The organism is Paenibacillus shunpengii (assembly GCF_042684905.1).
GTDB classification, from domain to species: domain Bacteria; phylum Bacillota; class Bacilli; order Paenibacillales; family Paenibacillaceae; genus Paenibacillus; species Paenibacillus shunpengii.
This window is the reverse complement of sequence record NZ_JBHUMJ010000002.1, coordinates 1,732,740-1,749,896: the sequence shown is the minus strand read 5'-3', so window position 1 is coordinate 1,749,896 and position 17,157 is coordinate 1,732,740. Positions and strand designations below refer to the sequence as shown.

15 protein-coding genes and 1 pseudogene are annotated in these 17,157 nt (G+C 45.0%); 2 read left to right on the top strand and 14 right to left on the bottom strand.

What is annotated here, in order from left to right; all coding sequences use genetic code 11:
• Window positions 1-120: 120 nt before the first annotated feature.
• Complete coding sequence (locus tag ACFSVM_RS08230; protein ID WP_090722573.1) at window positions 121-999, top strand: AraC family transcriptional regulator; 879 nt, start codon at window positions 121-123, stop codon at window positions 997-999.
• Window positions 1,000-1,061: 62 nt separating this feature from the next.
• Here ACFSVM_RS08230 and ACFSVM_RS08225 read toward each other — a convergent pair whose 3' ends face one another.
• The 8 genes from ACFSVM_RS08225 to speB (ACFSVM_RS08190) form a co-directional block, all read right to left on the bottom strand.
• Window positions 1,062-1,937: a hypothetical protein gene (locus tag ACFSVM_RS08225; protein ID WP_076310863.1), complete on the bottom strand. Its 876-nt coding sequence runs from the start codon at window positions 1,935-1,937 to the stop codon at window positions 1,062-1,064.
• Window positions 1,938-2,195: 258 nt separating this feature from the next.
• Window positions 2,196-3,539, bottom strand: a complete 1,344-nt coding sequence (locus ACFSVM_RS08220; protein WP_379262931.1) for an MFS transporter — start codon at window positions 3,537-3,539, stop codon at window positions 2,196-2,198.
• Entirely contained in the window at window positions 3,508-4,380 is an 873-nt protein-coding gene (gene opp4C / locus ACFSVM_RS08215) for an oligopeptide ABC transporter permease (RefSeq protein ID WP_143757707.1), read from the bottom strand. Before opp4C ends, ACFSVM_RS08220 begins: the two co-directional genes overlap by 32 nt.
• Before the next feature lie 75 nt (window positions 4,381-4,455).
• The gene (locus ACFSVM_RS08210; RefSeq protein ID WP_076310866.1) at window positions 4,456-5,406 is read right to left on the bottom strand and encodes an ABC transporter permease; all 951 of its coding nucleotides are present in this window, start codon (window positions 5,404-5,406) and stop codon (window positions 4,456-4,458) included.
• Complete coding sequence (locus ACFSVM_RS08205; protein ID WP_256209519.1) at window positions 5,399-6,463, bottom strand: ABC transporter ATP-binding protein; 1,065 nt, start codon at window positions 6,461-6,463, stop codon at window positions 5,399-5,401. Before ACFSVM_RS08205 ends, ACFSVM_RS08210 begins: the two co-directional genes overlap by 8 nt.
• 4 nt (window positions 6,464-6,467) lie before the next feature.
• The gene (locus ACFSVM_RS08200) at window positions 6,468-7,457 is read right to left on the bottom strand and encodes an ABC transporter ATP-binding protein (RefSeq protein ID WP_076310867.1); all 990 of its coding nucleotides are present in this window, start codon (window positions 7,455-7,457) and stop codon (window positions 6,468-6,470) included.
• Window positions 7,458-7,485: 28 nt separating this feature from the next.
• Window positions 7,486-9,126: an ABC transporter substrate-binding protein gene (locus ACFSVM_RS08195; protein WP_379261348.1), complete on the bottom strand. Its 1,641-nt coding sequence runs from the start codon at window positions 9,124-9,126 to the stop codon at window positions 7,486-7,488.
• Window positions 9,110-10,111: an agmatinase gene (speB, locus tag ACFSVM_RS08190; protein ID WP_090722576.1), complete on the bottom strand. Its 1,002-nt coding sequence runs from the start codon at window positions 10,109-10,111 to the stop codon at window positions 9,110-9,112. Before speB (ACFSVM_RS08190) ends, ACFSVM_RS08195 begins: the two co-directional genes overlap by 17 nt.
• A 346-nt stretch (window positions 10,112-10,457) precedes the next feature.
• Between speB (ACFSVM_RS08190) and ACFSVM_RS08185 the strand changes: the two genes are divergently transcribed.
• Window positions 10,458-11,006 (top strand): ANTAR domain-containing response regulator, encoded by a 549-nt coding sequence (locus tag ACFSVM_RS08185; RefSeq protein ID WP_076310870.1) that lies wholly within the window; start codon window positions 10,458-10,460, stop codon window positions 11,004-11,006.
• Window positions 11,007-11,090: 84 nt separating this feature from the next.
• Here ACFSVM_RS08185 and speB (ACFSVM_RS08180) read toward each other — a convergent pair whose 3' ends face one another.
• The 6 genes and pseudogenes from speB (ACFSVM_RS08180) to ACFSVM_RS08155 form a co-directional block, all read right to left on the bottom strand.
• Window positions 11,091-12,062 (bottom strand): agmatinase, encoded by a 972-nt coding sequence (gene speB, locus ACFSVM_RS08180; protein WP_090722578.1) that lies wholly within the window; start codon window positions 12,060-12,062, stop codon window positions 11,091-11,093.
• Between the two features lie 213 nt (window positions 12,063-12,275).
• A pseudogene (locus tag ACFSVM_RS08175) lies at window positions 12,276-12,539 on the bottom strand (kanamycin nucleotidyltransferase C-terminal domain-containing protein); the annotation flags it as partial.
• 40 nt (window positions 12,540-12,579) lie between these two features.
• A complete protein-coding gene (locus ACFSVM_RS08170) occupies window positions 12,580-13,038 on the bottom strand; it encodes a nucleotidyltransferase domain-containing protein (RefSeq protein ID WP_379261345.1) in 459 nt (152 codons plus the stop codon).
• A gap of 237 nt (window positions 13,039-13,275) precedes the next feature.
• Complete coding sequence (locus ACFSVM_RS08165; protein ID WP_379261343.1) at window positions 13,276-14,889, bottom strand: catalase; 1,614 nt, start codon at window positions 14,887-14,889, stop codon at window positions 13,276-13,278.
• 213 nt (window positions 14,890-15,102) lie between these two features.
• Entirely contained in the window at window positions 15,103-15,858 is a 756-nt protein-coding gene (locus ACFSVM_RS08160; RefSeq protein ID WP_379261341.1) for an SDR family NAD(P)-dependent oxidoreductase, read from the bottom strand.
• 104 nt (window positions 15,859-15,962) lie between these two features.
• On the bottom strand, window positions 15,963-17,048 hold the full coding sequence (locus ACFSVM_RS08155; protein WP_379261339.1) for a Gfo/Idh/MocA family protein: 1,086 nt from the start codon (window positions 17,046-17,048) through the stop codon (window positions 15,963-15,965).
• Window positions 17,049-17,157: the final 109 nt, after the last annotated feature.

Below are 17,157 nucleotides of genomic sequence, written 5' to 3'. Positions count from 1 at the left end.
CAAAAAGCATTCTGAACGCCTCAACATTTTCAAATTATAGATGGTATACTAAATGGATAATATCATTTTATGAACTCAAACTTATAATATTCAAACCTAAGGAAATGAAAGGGCTTTATTATGACGATTCTTCATTTCTCCGTCCCTCCGCTGCCGGAGTATATCATGAGCGGGATTTGTAATGGACCTATGGCAGGTAAGCATCCAAACCGCAGGAATATCGGCATATTTGATCTGCTGGTTGTGCTCTCTGGTGAGCTTGATGTCACAGAGAACGGAACTGCCTATCAGATCAGCGCAGGGAAATATTTAATACTACGGCCGGATGCGCATCATTACGGGACGAAAGATTGCTCGGAGGATACAACCTATTACTGGCTGCATTTTCAATCTTCCAGCTCATGGAGTACGGATTCTTCATCTCTGAAGCTTCCGAGCCATGATTCTTCCGAGCTGCAGTTAATGGTCCCGAATTACTTCACGTTACAGATCCCCCAGTTCGGCACGCTGCCAAGCATAGACAGAACAGAGGAATTGCTTCGAACATTAACCGGGCTTGTACAGCATGGTCATCATACTCCATCCTTATGGAAACAGCAGCTTGTCTTTCAAGAGCTGATGGAGCATTTGGCAGGAGCACTGGAGCCTCCGACTTCCTCGCCTTCCTCTACGTGCGCCAGTAAAGCGGCTGCGTATATACGCAAGTATTATCGGGAGGAATTCAAAGCTCAGACCATGGGAGAGCATATCAATTTTCACCCTGTCTATATCGCACGGTGCATGCAGAAGGAATTCAATTGTTCTCCAGTCGAGTATTTGCTGCAATACCGAATCGAGCAGGCAAAGCTGCTGCTATTACAAACAGATCTATCCATCAGCCGGGTTGCTGAAGAAGTAGGCTTTAATCAGGCTGCGTACTTCACATCCTGCTTCACCAAACAGGAAGGCATATCACCACGAAATTTTCGGAAGCGATTATTCATGAGTGATAACTCCTAGATAATGAAAAAAGGTCCGAACCCTTAAGCGGTATCGGACCTATTATCCACGTATGAGAGCCTCTATTGATCAAGCTCAATTGTATTTAGAGAAGCATAGGCGTGAGGCTTAAACCCTTCCGTCGGTTCTCCTTGCGGGATGGATACCTCATAAATGAACCAGGTGCCATCTATATCCTTGATGATATATTCATAGGAATCACCTGTCGTTTCTTCCCGTACTTTTAGATACAGGCTTGCATCGTCTATGCTGCCACTTTCCTGTTCTTCTACCGTGCCATACTTAGAGAGTCTGGTTATCCCCTCTTCTCTTAACTGTACAAGCTCCGTATCACCGCTCTCTTGACCAATCTTCACCTCATAGTCCGGATCCACATCCATAGACAACACACCGGTCTCAGGATTAAAGGTGAATATATCAAACACATATAGAGAATATCCATCTGCTGCTTTTACCAGCTCTGCTTCTTTTTGCTCCGTCGTACCTTCAAGCTGCAATTCGATCTCTGTTACGGCAGGTCTTCCGTCTCCCGGTGATTCAGAATCAATGCCTTTAGGACCCTCACTTCCTTGTGCAGAGCTTATAATCTCAATGAGAACCAACTGCTGAAGGGAGTCCTGGCCTTCAATCGGTCGCTCTTCATATTTAAACTCAAGCACGCTGTTCTCTTCTACCTCTGCAATCGCATCCTGCATTCCCTCGCCTAACTGAAAGGCTGTCGGCTTGCCATCGATTACAATCTCAACCGTGTGCGGATCGGCAAGACCTGTAAGCGTTCCTCTCGCTTCCTTGATTACTGCCTCGGGCTCATTCGGCTCCACAACGCCTTGGTCAACTCCTGGATCAGGGACAGGCCCCCCTTCCGTACTCTGACCACACCCTGCAATCGTAAATACAAATAGTAATAACCATATCATTTGAGTTCGGATTTTCATCATTCAGCACCTCCTCTATATAGGACGCGACCTTATACTTTAAAGTTGCTTGTAAATACAGAATTGGGCTCTGAACTTTTTGTATTGCTGTATTCATTTGCGTGGATTGCCGTCCTTCAAGGAATGTTGTACGCTGGGGCGGAGGATTTGTAGAATTTATCATCATACTCCTTCTCTAATTAGCTAAACAAGCCGTCACTTGTGCTTAACAAATGACGGCTAATTTGTTAGTCTCCTTTCTTAACCTTTGAGCTTATTTGCTTATTTCCCCAGGGTCTCTGGTCTCAACGATATGGTGTGCACAGGCTCTTCTTTTTTGTTTAAGTTGGAATGAATATAGAACATCGCAAGTGCAGCAAATGAAGACATCGTGCCTAGAAAAATAACCGGAACAATCCCCCAAAGATCATATACATTACCGAACATTAACGGACCAATCATTCTTCCCACATTGGCAAATCCTCCGGACAACCCCATATAGAAAGGTGCATAAGGGCCTGTTCGTTCAGAGAAAAAAGTAGGAATTGTCGGCAGCAGCATCATCTCACCGATGGTCGCGAGGATCATGCCGAGAACGAGGTAAATGTACTGATCATGGAAGAACAGGATGAAAGTAAACGCAATAGCTGAGAATATTGCACTTACAAACATTTGCCGAACGATTGTTTGTGCAAAACGGCTTTTCATCCAGGCAGTAAAAGGTTGTCCGAACAAAATTACAAAACCATTGATTGTCCACAGCAGACTGTAGAACTTAAGATCCATCCCCTTCTCGTCTATGTAAGGAGCAATTCCCGTTGACCAGAGAGAGAAGGAAATCCAGAAGAACATGGCACCAAGTGAAATAAACAAATATATGCTCATGTTTTTCAACAAGCTTTTTCGATCCAGATGTGCCTCTTCCATTATTAGCGGCTTACTTTCTTCTATTATATTGGGATTCTTATCTGTATTCGGAATAGAGTGAGGATGTGAAGAGGTGCCTGCACGTACACGCATAAAAAATAGCAAAAATATGGCAAATAAAAGTGTTGTTGTTCCTGTGAACGTATAGGTTAAAGTAAAGGAAATAGAAGCAATTAGACCACCAACCATCGCTCCAATGGACAAACCGAAATTGTTGCATACATACATCAGGTTATACAGTGTTCTTCGATGCTCTTTCCAACGAAACCCAACATAGGCGTTCAAGGATGGAAGTGCAATTCCGTTAACGAAGCCAAGCAAGCATACGCATAAAATATACGCCGGCCAGCTGTCAGTGAAGGCTATACCATACAGCGCGGCAGCAGACAGAATAAAGGAGCCGGTAATCAGGAGCTTCGGGCCAAGCCGGTAATACAAATTCCCCCCTACTATTTCACCGATTACACTGCACAGCGCTTGATATAACACAATGAGTCCGGCCTCACCATAGGATTTCCCCATTATATTGTGAACATATAGTGTAGTTAGTGGCCACATGATCGCTTTGCCTGTGGAATTGACAAAGCTGGCGGCAATAAACAGCAGCGCATCTCTTGGATATTTTTTTAGCAAATCGAGCTTGGTATTCTTCATATGCCCTCTACTTTCATACACCCGTCCTGCGTGAGTCCATCGCATCACGAATACCATCACCTATAAAATTAATGGACAGTACGGACAGTATAATAACGAGCCCCGGCGGAATCCATAACCACGGCTGAGTGGTCAGTGCAGTGATGGACTGTGCTGCATTCAGCATATTCCCCCAGCTTGCAGCCGGCGGCTGAACGCCCATTCCCAAAAAGCTAAGAGAGGATTCAGATAGAATCGCGGCAGCTGCTCCAAAAGTCGCATTGACGAGAATAGGTCCCATCGCATTCGGTAAGATATGTCCGAAGATGAGGCGAGGTGAACTGAAACCAAGCGCGATCCCGGCTCTTACAAATTCAGTTTGCCGAAGTGAGAGCACACTGCCTCTCACCAGTCTTGCAACTGCTGGCCATCCAAGCAGAGCAAGCACGATAATAATATTTGAGAGTCCTGTACCAAGTACGGTTACCAGTACAAGAATGACCATCATGCTGGGAAATGACATAAACACATCAATAATTCGATTGATCAGCATGTCAACCCATCCTCCGACATAACCTGCAATGGCGCCAACTACTGTACCTATTAGTACATACAGGATTACGGTGATAACACCTACCGCAAGCGATACCCGAGTAGCATATATCAACCTGCTGAGCACATCTCTTCCTACCTGATCCGTTCCAAGCCAGTGAGCCCCAGAAGGGGGTGCGGAGAACGCACCTATAATTGCATTCGGATCGTATGGCGCGATTAATGGCGCAAATATACCAACGAGAATTAATAATCCCATGATTATAAGGCCTGCTACAGCAAGCTTGTGCTGCATAAATCGCTGTCTAATCATTCTCCAGTAGCTATCCACTTCATAGGAAGGCACTTGAGCCATGGCTGCTGATGTCCTATCTTCTGAAGCTGCAATAGGCTGCACATTCAGTGAAGGCATACTTTCTCACTCCTTTCATTAACTGTATTTGATACGTGGATCAACGACCGCATACATCACATCAGACCATAGGTTTGCGGCTAACACAGACAAGGCGGCCAGCATATTCACGCCCATAAGCAGTGGAAAATCTCTTGAGAATATGGCTTGAATGGTAAGCTGCCCCATTCCGTTCCACTGAAAGATCGTTTCCGTAATCACTGCCCCGCCGATGAGTATGGGAATATCAAGACCCGCAATCGTGATAAGAGGGATTAGCGCATTTTTTAGCGCATGTTTATTAATAACGATAAATTCCTTCATTCCCTTTGCCCTAGCCGTCCTGAGATATTCCTGCCCGAGCACTTCAATGACACTTGAACGCACATAACGGATCATGCCCCCGGATATGGAGGTCCCTAGCGTAATTGTAGGCAGGATAAGGTGAGTCAGTGTATCCCAGAACCCTCCGCTTCCTCCCATCGAGTTCATACCACCGGTAGGAAGTATACCTAGCAGAACACCGAAGATATAAATAAGACCTAGTCCAAGAAAAAAATTGGGAATGGATACACCAAGAAGAGAGCCCGTTGACATCAAGTAATCAAATTTGGAGCCAGATTTGACAGCACAATATATCCCAATCGGTATAGCAATTAAATAACCAAACAATATAGAAGCTCCGACTAACAGCAAGGTCGGACCAATGCGTTCAGCAATCATGGCCGTAACAGGCTGGAATGAGCTGAAGGAATGCCCGAGATCACCCTGTAATAAGTTTGCAAGCCATTTAAAATAACGGATCATAAATGGATCATTAAGACCTAGAGCCTCTCTCCGGATCTGCTTGTCCTCCTCCGTTACATCCGGATTCACATACATATCCACCGGGTCACCAGGGGCTAGGTTAATCAGCACAAAATTTAGAAAGGTAACACCAAGAAGCACCGGAAGGGCGATAAGTAATCTACGGATAATGTAATTAAACATAGAGTGCCCCCTCTTCTCGAGTCCTCACTATTGGGTTACTTATGAGCGGATAATGACAGGCATAATGATGGTTCTGTTCAGATCCATTATTGGTCAGCACAGGTTCTTCTTCCTTACATTTATGATTTGCCAGTGGGCAGCGGGTATGAAAACGACAGCCTGTCGGTGGTGCTGCCGGACTCGGAACATCCCCTTGCAGGAGGATCCGCTCTTTATTTCGAAGATGTGGATTAGGGACAGGATAAGCATCCAATAATGCTTTGGTATAAGGATGCTTCGGATGCTGAAACAAAGCTTTGGCAGAAGCAAACTCAACGATTTTCCCTAAATACATGACTGCAATTCGGTCGCTCATATATTTAACTGAGCCTAGTCCATGTCCAATGAACAGGTATGTCAGATTAAACTCTTGTTGTAAATCCTTCAGCAAGTTCAAAATTTGGGCTTGAATCGACACATCCAGTGCCGAGACTGGCTCATCACATACGATGAGTTTAGGCTTCAGGGCCACAGCGCGAGCAATGCCTATTCTCTGTCGCTGGCCTCCCGAGAATTCGTGTGGATATTTACCAAGACTTGAGAGAGGGAGCCCAACAATCTCCATAAGCCAAGAAGCCTGCTGCAGAGCCTCTCCATCCGTCATCCCCCGTAGTACTTTGAGCGGCTCTGTCATTAAGTCCACGACCCGCTTTCTCGGATTCAAGGATGAATACGGATCTTGAAAGATCATTTGCAAGTCGCGCCTGATTCCTCGCATTTGTCCAAGAGGCAGCGGAGCAAGATCCTTTCCCTCAAATAAAACCTTACCTGTGCTGACCTCCTCCAGCTTAACAATGCTTCTCCCAAGCGTTGATTTTCCACAACCCGACTCTCCTACAAGTCCGACTGTTTCTCCAGGAAACACCGTTAAATCCACCCCATCCACCGCTTTGATATGACCGATGGTTTTGGAGAATAGTCCTTTCTTTATCGAGTAATATTTATGAACAGATTCTAGTTGAAGCAACGGTGTTGCAGCTGTAATGATTTCTTTTTTATTCATCTGTAGTGTGGACATCGATTCACCCCTCGATCTTGGACAAATTGTCCGGCATGATTGGATACCAGCATCTTACTTTGTGACCTGCTTTAATCTCTGTAAGCGGAGGCAGCGAATGACATCGTTCCCCAGCTCTTGTGCATCGCTTCATAAATCTGCAGCCTGAAGGCATCTCCTGCAGGGAAGGAACCGAACCTTGAATAGAGCGAAGCTTCACGTCATCCATTTCTATATGAGGGATGGATTCCATCAAGCCATTGGTGTAGGGATGTGCAGGATGGTCAAACAGCTCGAACACTTCCCCTTCCTCCACCACCTGACCGGCATACATCACGATAATTCGATCCGCCATCTCTGCAACAACACCCAGGTCATGCGTAATCAGCATGATTGAAGTGCCATATTCAGAACGAATATCCTTAATCAGCTGGAGAATTTGAGCTTGAATCGTCACATCCAGAGCTGTCGTAGGTTCATCCGCAATCAGGAGCTTGGGCTTGCAGGCAAGAGCCATGGCAATCATAACCCGCTGTTTCATTCCACCTGATAAGGTATGGGGATATTGACCAAGAATCTGCTCTGCTCTTGAAAAACCGACTTGCTTAAGCAAGGTTATTGCGTGCTCTTTGGCTTGTTTAGCGTTTAAATCTAGATGCATCCGAATAACCTCGATCAATTGATTTCCGATGGTGAATACCGGATTAAGAGAGGACATCGGGTCCTGAAAGATCATGGCGATATCTTTGCCTCGAAGTTTAATCAGTTCATGTTCGGGGAGCTCAGCCAGCTCTTTATCCTGAAACCGAATGGATCCGTGAGATATATAACCACTTCGTCCAAGTAAGCGCAGAATCGATAGAGATGTCACGCTCTTCCCGCAGCCAGATTCGCCGACGATACATAAGGTCTCGCCTTCTTGAAGAGAGAAGCTGACGTCATCAACGGACGTCACTTCTCCTGTTTCTGTACGAAAATTGGTTTTCAGCTCTCGAACCGTAAGCAAATCGTTCATGCTGTACCTCCTTCGTCATTCTTGATCCTTATCTGCGTTCCCATGTGTTAACGTCATAGTGCATACCATCGACGACACCACCCTTACCGTTAATGTCCTCTCCTATTGCCATAAGGTTAAACTCGGAATATACCGTGATGAGTGGAACATCCTCCTGAATAAGATTTTGAAGCTTGTCATAGATTTCACCTCGTTTCACAGGATCCGTCTCTGCCATACCCGCATCAAACAACGCATCTACTTCTGGATTGTTATATCGCATATCGTTCAGTGCTGCAGTCGATCGGTAGACCGTCGCTGGCCCGTCAGGATCGATAATGCTTCCGAAGCTGCTGAGCGCAAGATCGAAATCTCCTGATACCAGCTTAGAGACCGTCGTTGGAAAATCAAAATTGACCTGATTCACCTTCAGACCTATTGCCTGAAAATTTTGTTGAATTATATTCCCTGCCATTTCACGTGTTCTATCTCCAGTCGGAACAATAAGCTCAATGGGAGCATTCATATCGAAACCTGCTTCAGCTAACATTTGTTTGGCTAGTTCTGGATCATAGGAATATTTAAGGATATTCTCGTCGTGGTAAGGATGGCTGTTTGAATAAGGCCCATCCTGCAATTCGCCTGTCCCAGGCATCAGCTGATCTACAATCATTTGACGATCGATTGCGTAGGCAAGAGCTTGACGTACTTTTTTATCAGGAAACCGTTCGGTATTAATTTCAATGGAATTATATCTTCGGGTCTGTTCTTCAAGGGTCTTTAGACTCTCGATTGACTTGACTGTGCTCCACTCCGTTGCTGGAATATTCCCAACACCTTGCGCAGCATTCATGTCGAGCTCACCAGACTCTAATTGCGCAACCATATTGGCAGCGGGCATGATTTTAATAAACACTTTCTTTATCTTCGGTGCTCCCCGGTAATAATCCGGGTTGGCAGCCAGCTCAACATAAGATTTGTTCTCATACTTAACAAAAGTATAAGGTCCGGAGGTTACATTGGGACTACGCCAGAACGGATTTTGGTTCAGTTCCGCGGGATTCACTTCAGACAATATGTGTTTAGGTACAATGAGCACATCTGAGAAACGTTCATATACGAGATTGGGGTCAACCGGGGTTTTGGTGCGCAGCTCCAGATGCTTGTCATCAATGACTTTAATGGACTCCAGCTTGTCCTTTCCTTCCGGCAGCATTCCTTTCTCATTTAAACCGTCCAATGAAAAAATAGCACTGCGCTGAGTTGTAATGGTCTTCGGATTGGCGATTAAATTAATCGTAAATTCAACATCCTCCGCCGTAATTGGTGTACCATCCGTCCAGTTTGCATCTGGATGGAGGGCAATTTTGAATGTTTGATTGTCCTCTGTTTCAAATGACTCTGCCAGCTGAAGCTCAAATTGAAGTGGTCCTGTCGTCTTGATCAAGCTGTCAAAGAAATAACGATACGTAAACACAGCGCCGCTCGAACCACTTCCGTCAGAATCAATCGGATTAAACATAAGCGGAGGATTGGTGATTCCGATCGTCAACTGGTTTGCTTGAGAAGCATTACCACCAGACGCCGCTCCTACTGCGGTTCCCGCGCCTTCCCCCTGTGAGCCGCAGCCTGTTATAAGCAGCATGCCAATCAGAGGGAATAAAGCCATTTTTTTAAACCATTTTCTCATATGACATGTCCCCTTCCGCCCGTGTCACGCGTTCTGACTTCTCTCTACGCTTTACTGCAAGCAAGCTGATAAACTCAAACACAATATTAGCTGCATTCAGTGCCGTCACCTGACTTGAATCACGGTCAGGCAGTACTTCTACCAGGTCAAAACCAATAAAATCAAGGCCCGCCAAGCCTCTCAGCATCTTTTGTGCTTCGTAGGTCGTGAAACCGCCGACCTCTGGCGTTCCCGTTCCAGGCGCATAGACCGGATCCAGAAAATCAATATCAAAGGTAAGGAACACCGGGCGATCTCCGACACAGCCTTTTACCTTGCGACAAAGTTCAGGAATTGTTAAATCCCTGACATCATCTGTCGTCAACACTTCAAAACCCATCGCTCTAGCTTCCTCCAGACCATCTGCACGGTATGTTGTTCCTCTCATTCCCATCTGGATGGAATGATTAGGATCGATCAGACCTTCATCTACTGCATAACTGAAAACAGCACCATGCGACCACATTCTTTCCGGATGCTTGGATCGGCCAGTGTCAGAATGGGAATCAAAATGCACCAGACATACAGGACCATGCTTCTTGACTGCTGCTCTTAAGTGAGGCAGTGATATAGAATGATCTCCTCCCAGCAATATCGGCACCACGCCTGCTTCAAATACTGGCGTCAGCTGTTCTTCAATTGCCTGATAGGATTGTTCGATATAACCTGGGTGAACGATGAGATCCCCATAATCCACCCCTGATAAATATTCAGAAATATCAATCTGATGTACGGGAGAGATCGGCCTGATCCGCTGCGACATGCTTCGAATTGCTGACGGACCGAACCTAGCTCCAATTCCATAACTAACACCTGTGTCAAACGGAACACCGATTACGGCAAAATCCACGTCATCATCCAGGTTTTGTTCGTAAGGCAAATGCATAAACGTATGGATTCCTGAATACAACGGTTTCCCCATTTCAATCTGTGGACGATATTTCATCTTAAGCTCACTCCATTCTATTTTCTTAGAAAAAAGCAAAAAGAGGCTGCTTAGAATTAAGCGGCCTCTTTGCCATAGACAAGCATCCCATACTAGAGGATGCATGCTTGTATGCAGTTGTGTAATGCAATTATAGAAACAGGAGTTACTTATGTCAATATGTTTAACATATTATCTTGAAATTCATTATTTTTTGTACTTTTGTGTCAGATTACTTCACTTAATCAGTTGACTTTTAAATAGATGTATTATATAAATTATCATTAATCAGGAACATTCTCCTTTGTACATACACAAAACACGAAAGCTGTTGTCTCAATTCCTACTTCGAGGTGATGGGTAAATTATGAAACCAAGATTATTGCATGTTCATGATATCCCGACGACCAAATGTCAAGTTGATGTCAAGTTCAAAGAACTAGGTTATCGTGTTGAGTCTGTTGAAGCTGAATGTATGAGTAAGCTTACAGAGAGCAGGTTTGAAATGATCATTCTCGATTTGCCTGCTTGCCGACTGAAGAAATGGCTTCATTCGGCAAACTCCTTATTCTCTTTTCCTATTCTGTGGTGGTGCGATGAACGAAAACCTGCTACTGCCGCTCCCCACGAGAAGCTCGACGGTGTACTCTGCTCAGGCATGAATGATAATGAGCTTCAATGGTCATTGCTCATAGGAGTAAAGAACTATCAGATGAGGGTCCATTTGGAACGTGAGTATCGTTTCTTATCCAGCAAGCTTGATGAGATTAAGCGTGTTGAAAGCGCCAAGCTGTCACTTAGTAAACAGAAAAATATAAGTGAGAACAAAGCGTATGAACTCATGCGTACACAGGCAATGAATGAACGCAGAAAAATCATCGAGGTCGCTGATTCCGTGTTAAAACAGACTATATGATCTGCCTCCTGGCATGCCAGGCGCACACGTTAAAACATCCGCTGAGCAATTAGCTTCAGCGGATGTTTTTTATATAACGTGAAGTCAGACAGTCACAGATTCTGCAGCCATTAGCTTTTGACTCCGGCGATGTATTGCCAGAAGTGTAATAAACTCCGATACAATGGCGGCCGCATTCAGAGCCGTTACCCTTGTTGGATCACGGTCAGGCAGCACCTCTACAAGATCACATCCAATGATATTTATTCCAGCAAGTCCTCTCAGCATCTGAATCGCTTCATATGTCGTAAATCCCCCGACTTCAGGCGTTCCCGTTCCTGGTGCAAACACAGGATCCAGAAAATCGATGTCAAAGGTCAGGAAGACCGGTGTGTCTTTTACTCTGTCCTTGACTCTTTGACATAGCTGCTCCGTCCCCATTCTCTTCACATCATCGGTAGTAAGCAGATCAAAACCAAGGGCACGAGTTTCTTCATAGTGCGTTAAGCTCGAATGTCCCCGCATTCCCATTTGAATGGATGTCTGAGTATTGATCCAGCCTTCTTTGGCTCCATGATAAAACATATTACCATGAGAAAACCTGCGTATTTCATCCATAGGCTCCCAAGCATCCGAATGAGAATCAAAATGAACGAGGCTGATCGGACCATATTGGGCTGCAGCAGCCTTCACATGAGGATAGGATATGGAGTGGTCACCCCCTAAAATAATAGGAACAATGCCTTTATCATAAATTGGAGCAAGCTGCTCTTGAACGGTTTCATACGTCTGTTCAATATAACCAGGATAGATGGAAAGGTCACCATAATCGATTCCTGACAAATACTCACTGCTATCAATTCCTTGGGCCGGATTCGTTGTCCGGATTCGCTGTGACATTTCCCGTATTGCTGACGGACCAAATCTTGTGCCTACTGCATAACCGGCTCCCGTATCAAATGGATTTCCGATAATAGCATAATCGACATGATCCAGTGTCTTGATATGCGGAAGATGCATAAAGGTACGAATTCCTCCAAAAGCAGGTTTGCCTTTCTCTGTTAAAGGTCGATACATGTACAACACTCCTTAGAATGATTTAAAAATGCATAAAGTAAACAGAAAGAGCCGCTCCCTTATCTTCTTAGATAAGCAAGCGGCTCTATTGCCGATCAAGTAGTCACCCGTCTTGGAAAGACTACCTGAGATATGCATTTGTTGTGTATGTAATATAGCAAACAATGGAAAAATGGTCAAGATGCCGACTAAATTATGAATCTAAAGAATCATTTACACAGGCAGCTCCTTGCTGACATAGTCTATCCCCAGCTTAGAATACCACTCATTTAACCCGGTCCATAAGCCTTCACACAGCAGGTAAATCTCTTCCTTATTACGCAAGTCTCCTTCTATCACTTTCATTACCAGCGCTTGATAACCAGAAGGAACGGATGGCATCAGAAGCGATTCTATATACGTCGCAGCTCTGGTACTATAATATCGTTTATTTGCAAGACCGATCAATTTTGCAGTTTGCCAGGTTATATCATAAGCTGCACGAGAGAGATAAGTAAGGTCTCCATTGTTATAGCTATTACGAAATTTTGCCCATGGTTTCGTAAGGTTCCCAAATCATGAATTCACGCATGACTTCATTTATTTGTTCATCAGATAACGACAATGCTGTTTTCTTCGCCGTATCAAACAAACCTTCCGGGTCATACAAGGAAATGATATGAATGAATGCTCCATACCAAATGGCCCAGCTGTCATCCACACGTCTTGATTTAGCCAACCATTTCGTCCGCTCTGTAACTCCAATCTCCAGCTTAAATGGAGGATACACGATTTCAAGTTCAGCAAAGCTTGTACCATCTTTGGTTACAACGTGAAGCTCAATGTCGGAGTACGGACCATCTTTTTGCTGTCCAATGGAACCATACACTCCGATAGCGTTAATCATATCACCATGCTTAGCCAGAAGCCTGTCTTTGATCTGATCAATGAATTCCCACTTTTCTTCCCTGGACGTTCTATAAGGATACGCCAGCATTTGATCCCCTCCCTGTGATCTATACAAATTAATCTATACGAATCTCGTCCCCCACTTATCATATTGTATAAAAAAATCCCTCAACAGCATGGAATATCGTTCATGATCAACAGGATCAGTCCGACTCATGTTAACTATCGAGGGATATTTTATCAGACATAAGAATACTTGGGCCTATGTACTTTATCCGCCGAAATAGAAGATCTTCTCAGCAGACTAGCTCACCGCAAGCCATTCTTAATAAGGATCCTGCTCGTGTCCTTTTTGAATCGCTTCATCCACTGCCCCAGGTGCATCATCGGCTCCAAGCGGATGTGTTTGTGCAACACTGTTATTGTCACCCATCATTTTGCTCTTCTCTGCAATGCCTTCTCTCAAGCGGCGTCCATAGTCATCATCGGCCTGCTCTGCAAGAGCAATCATTTTATCTTGAATGTCCTTCGGGCAGATGGCAAGATCGTTCACCATGTTGTTGATCAGCTCATCCTTTTCCCATTGTTCAAAATCACGGTAGGTTTGACCTGCCTGCTTCGTATTGTCATTGCGGTCTATGGACTCTCGGACAAGATTGCCTTCGACATACGGGGTGTACTCTTTTCCTGTCTGCTCTGCTTCTGTAAGTCCGCCCATACTGGATGGTTCGTAATTGACATGCAGATTCTGCCCCGGTGCCTTGTCGTTATAATAACGAAGCTGACCGCCCTCCTGGTTGGTTGCAACACGCTTCTTCGCGGCATTGATCGGCAGCTGCAAATAGTTCGCACCTACACGATAGCGCTGTGTATCCGAATAGGAGAAGGTGCGACCCTGCAGCATTTTGTCATCCGAGAAATCAAGTCCATCGACCAGTACTCCTGTACCAAAAGCAGACTGCTCTACTTCATTGAAATAGTTCTCAGGAGACTTGTTCAGCACCATGCGTCCAACCTTCTTCCATGGGAACTGATCATTCGGCCACAGCTTTGTGTCATCCAGCGGATCAAAATCGAGCTCTTCATTCGGACCATCCTCCATGATCTGCACGAACAACTCCCATTCCGGGTAGTCACCACTCTCGATAGCCTCATACAAGTCCTGCGTCGCATGGTTGAAGTTCTTCCCTTGAATCTCTTCTGCTTCCTTTACAGTGAGGTTCTTAATGCCTTGCTTGGGTTCCCAATGATATTTGACAAGCACTGCTTTTCCTTCTTGATTGACCCATTTGTATGTGTTTACTCCCGAGCCCTGCATCATTCGGTAGTTCGCTGGAATGCCCCATGGAGAATAGACAAATGTAACCATATGAAAGGATTCCGGCGAATTGGCACAGAAATCAAAGAACCGTCTCGCGTCCTGAATATTGGTCACTGGATCTGGACGGAACGCATGAATCATATCAGGGAACTTCATTGCATCCCGGATAAAGAAAATTTTGAGATTGTTGCCAACGAGATCCCAGTTGCCGTCTTCTGTATAAAATTTAACTGCAAATCCGCGCGGGTCACGCACCGTTTCCGGAGAGTGCAGGCCGTGTACAACGGTAGAGAAACGCACGAAGACGGGTGTTTGCTTGCCTTTTTCCTGGAACAGCTTGGCACGAGTGTACTTGGATATCGGCTCATCCCCGCATGTTCCATAGGCTTCAAAGTAACCATGAGCTCCTGCTCCTCTGGCATGTACAATGCGTTCGGGCACCTTTTCCCGGTCAAAATGGCTTATTTTTTCGATAAAATCGTAGTTTTCCAGAGTTGCAGGCCCCCGATTGCTGACCGTTCTAATATTCTGATTGTTTGTAATCGGATGACCTTGTCGATTCGTTAAAGTTTGGTCGTCTTCTATGTTCGTTTTCGGATCAGTATTATGCGTATCCAATGCATGTACCTACTTTCCTATAATATGGGTGAGGTCAAGCCTACCCCTTGTATATTTTCCACAACTGGAATTTTTATTCTTATATTTGTGTGCATAAAATGATTGCAAAGTGTAGAATCATGAAAATTTACAACCAAAAAACCCCTTCCCGGCTGTATCGCCAAAAAGGGGCTTAGATCTAAATCCTTATATATTTTAATAAAGGCTGACCGGTTACATCGCACCCATACCGCCGTCAACGCGATACTGCACACCTGTAATAAATGAGCTCTCATCAGAAGCGAGAAATAGTACGAGATTGGCGATATCACTGGATTCAGCATAACGTCCCAGCGGGATGGCCTTGGCCAATGTCTCCTGATCCGTCTGCATTCCCGTTTCGAGGGAGCGCATCATACGTGTATTGACTGGTGAAGGGTGAATGGAGTTTACACGAACATTTTTGCTGGCTACCTCAAGTGCGGCTGCTTTGGTCAGTCCCACAACCGCATGCTTCGAGGTAATATAAGGTGTTACTCCAATGCTTCCGCTTAATCCGGCGATGGATGAAGTGTTGATAACACTTCCATAGCCTTGATTTACAAGCACTTTAAGCACATGCTTCAATCCGAGGAACACACCCCTGACATTCACAGCAATAACCTTATCGAAATCCTGAACCTCTTGTTCCATGATCGGCGCAACCTTACCTTCGATCCCGGCATTATTAAAGAAAATATCAATTTTACCAAATTGATCCACGGTCGCTTTTACATACTTCTCCACATCTGCTTCATTCGATACATCTGCTTGGATAGCAACGATTTCACCGTGTGATGACAATTCCGACTTCACCGTATCGAGGGCATCCTGCACGAGGTCTACAATAACCACCTTCGCGCCTTCCTTCAGAAACCGCTCTGCAGTCACTTTACCGATTCCGCCGGCTCCTCCTGTAATGATCGCAACTTTGTCTGTTAGTGTAGCCATTTCGCATGTCTCCTGTCATTTATATTCTGGGTTATAACTCGACCTAAGTAATTTACCCAATTGACAGAAAAAAACGAGGTTTTCGAGAAATAATGGACGATTACCTATCTGCTTGACCACGGCATAATTTCAGTGATGACCTCTTGACCTTCCTTGATTGATCTCTTCATCATCATGGATAAATAATGATCCTGCGCTGCCTTTGCAAAATTATAGAATGAAGGTCCTAAATCTAATGCATACAGGCCCATCTTATACATGCTTGTCGCAACAGCAATCTCATCGTCCGACAGCCTTCCGCTTTCGAATCGATTCTCATAGATCATCTCCGATTCAAATTGGATTCCCCGGTGCGCGTATCCTTCCAGATTTCCTCCGTGTCCTGTATCTATTCTTCTTAAGCGGGATGTGACGGGCGTTCTGAAATCCTTCAGATAAGAAACCTCGTCATTGACAATTTCTCCACGCTCCCCGCGAACCAAGATCCGATTCCCCCGAATCCAAGAGAAGTACTGAACATTGGAAAAATCAAACACCGCGGTCTTCTCTCCAAATTGAAATACTGCCAATTCCTGAATGGACTGAACGATCTCTTCGTTTTCAGGCAAGCCCTGTCTGCCCGGTCCTTTCACAATGGGACTTGTAAATTGATGTCCTGTAATACTCGCCTTCTCATACCCGGCCCCCAGCAATTCTCTGATCAGGCTTATTCCATGATATCCATGTGCAGCTGATACTTGAACATGAGAGACCTCACCAAGAATACCGGACCGGGCAAGACGAATTCTGGCCGCATGCATCGGCTGATACAAGTACTGCTCTGCGACTTCCACCTTAGCATTTGCGGGCAGCTCCTGATGCAGCTTCAATAGTCCGTCCATATCTGGAGCTGGAGGCGTCTCGGCGAGTACAGGTATTCCCTGCTTGCTCAGCTCAGCTATGTAATTCGGATTGGCATCCCATGGTACAGAAATAATCGCATACGAATAATCCCGGTTCTCCAGGAATTGATCCAATGTTGTTACAGTCTTTATTCCCCATTTCTTCTGAAATAGGTCAGCCTTAGCCCCATTTCGAACCAACACTCTGCTTACTTCAAATAAATCCGGCAGCATTGCAGCAACACGCATAAAAAATTCAGCTCTCCAGCCAGCCCCAATTACTGCGAATACGATTTTATTTTTATCCATCTCTCATCCTCAACCTTCCATTTCATTTCATCCTATTTATAACACATCGCCCTAGGGGCTGACTCAATTTCTGGATTGGACACGCAAAAAAAACAGCGGACTAATAAAT